The following is a 2,301-nucleotide window of genomic DNA, read 5'->3' on the forward strand; positions in this document are numbered from 1 at the left end:
CATAACCATATTGTTGTCATAACCTTTGAGGTCGATCCGATGTGAGGAGTTCACGATCCTGTCCAGAATAGCGTCTGCTATAGTTCCTTCTCCAATTATATCATACCAGGCCGATACGGGTATTTGTGAAGATATAATTGTGGAGGCTTTGTTGTACCGGTCATCGATGATATCCATAAGGGTTTCCCTGGCGTGGTTATCAAAACTCTGCAGGCCAAAGTCATCCAGGATCAGTAAATCTGCTTTAATTAGTTTCCCTAGTTCCTTAAGATAGGTGCCATCCACTTTACTAAGTTTTAATTTCTTAAAAAGGCGTGCAGTATTGGTGTAAATGGTTTTGTATTCCATCATACAACCCTGATGCCCTAAAGCCTGGGCCAGGTAACTTTTGCCAACCCCGGACGCCCCGGTAAGGATAATATTCTCCTTTCTGGTGATAAAATCCAGTGTTCCCAGACGGGTAAACATGTTCTTGTCCAGGTTGCGTTGCTGGGTGTAATTCACATCGGCCAGGTTCGCCTCTTGTTTAAAGCCGGCCTGTTTTAAGAGCCGCTCTATCTTCCGGTTCTGCCGGTCTTCCCATTGGTGATCGATCAGCAGAGCCAGGTATTCATCAGCAGTGATGTTCTCTATACGATTGTCCTTTATGTGCTGCAGGTGCAATTGGGCCATAGCCCCCAAGCGCATTTGTTTTAGTTTTTCAATAGTCTGATTGTTGTTCATATTCATTAGATTTAAAAGGTTTATTATTTATATGCAGAAGCACCCCGCAAGTTATCGTGTTCCGGGATGTGTGGTTTATCTTCTTCGAGGTCCTGGTAAAACAGGGAGCTTTTGTCCAGGTTGTTTTTCAGGATATTCTTAATGCGCAGGTAAGTAACCGCGTCTGCTTGCAAAGCTCTTTTACAGGCATCATCCAATCGCTGGGAGCCATAGGATTTATGGAGCTGGATGACCCCCATAGCTCGTTTGTATCCTATTTCCGGATAGTCTACCGCGGTGATTATTTTCTCGATACAGCCCAGCACGTGCTTGCCATGTATGGCCGCTTTCTTTTTAAAAAATTCAGGGCTCCAATCGCTATAGTATTTATGGGTACTGCTTAAATGATCTTTGTTGGTATTATAACTGCCTTTTGATGGGTTGCGCTGGTGCAGGGCGATCCGCTGATGATAATAATATACTTCAACCACAGAACTGGTATAATGGATGGTGGTTTCTTTTCCTATGTAACGATAGGGTGCGCTGTAATAGCTTTTATCCGGGGAGAAGTATACATAGCCTATTTTCTGAACCTTTGCCCTTCGGTAACCTTTCAGTTCATAGACTGTCTCTGGCAAGGGCTTTAGGTATTCCCGTTCCACGGATTGGAAGAGTTCCCTGCGACTGGCTTCTTTGCGGGAGAACAACAGGTTATTGTACCGCTCCAACAGGCGTTTTATCTCCCGGTTCAGATCTTCCAAAGAGAAGAAGCTCATCTCCCGAAGGGGATAATAGATCCGTTGGTAGGCAAGGTTTACGGCATTCTCCACCAAAGCTTTATCCTGTGGGGCATAGCCCCGGGCAGGATTGATCACACAGTCGTAATGCCGTGCGAAGTCTTTAAAACTCCTGTTGATGTCAGCCTCATACCTGCTGGCACGGGTAACCGCTGATTTTAGATTGTCGGAGACAATTGCTTTAGGGACGCCTCCATAAAAGTGCAGGGCATTACAGCAACAGGTAATCAGGTCCTCTCGTTTTTGGCTTTTACAGGCTTCCACGTAAGTATACTGGCTATTGGGAAGGATGGCTACAAATACTTCTACCGGGACCAGTTCCCCGGTTTCCTTATCAATAATTTGAAGCTTTTTGCCGGCATAATCAATAAAAACTTCATTCCCAGGATCGTGTTCAAGTTTCATCGAACCTTTAACCTTGGCATATTTGCGCCGGTAGTGTTCCATAAACTGGGTGTAGCCGTATGGATCTTTGGCCTGCCCTACATATTCCTGATAATGGTATAAAAAAGTAAAACCTGGGTGGTTCCGGGCTTTATTGACCCCCTCAAAATATAACATGAGTTCCTCGTAACGGGGGTTGTCAATAGTAGTATGGGAAGGAAAAAGCTTCTCTAAGCTAGCATTATCAAGGTGCAATAATTCTTTAGGAGAAGAGCCGCTGGCCTTGAACAACCGCATATAAGTATTTACCGTATTGCGGGAGATCCCAAGGGTGGCACCTATTTTACGGTTGCTAAATCCATCGAGATGTAAGGAAATAATTTGTTTTAAGTCCATTGGATCAAGTGTATTGGCCATA

At 44.5% G+C, this 2,301-nt stretch carries 2 protein-coding genes; both read right to left on the reverse strand.

Features of this window, described 5'->3' with window-relative positions; genetic code table 11:
• Positions 1-723: IS21-like element helper ATPase IstB (gene istB, locus LB465_RS17995; RefSeq protein WP_224471302.1), on the reverse strand; the 723-nt coding region annotated here is incomplete at its 3' end.
• A gap of 23 nt (positions 724-746) precedes the next feature.
• The coding region (istA, locus tag LB465_RS18000; protein WP_224471303.1) for an IS21 family transposase at positions 747-2,301 on the reverse strand (1,555 nt) is incomplete at its 5' end.

Origin of the sequence: Salegentibacter lacus (assembly GCF_020164555.1) — a bacterium.
Classification (GTDB): domain Bacteria; phylum Bacteroidota; class Bacteroidia; order Flavobacteriales; family Flavobacteriaceae; genus Salegentibacter; species Salegentibacter lacus.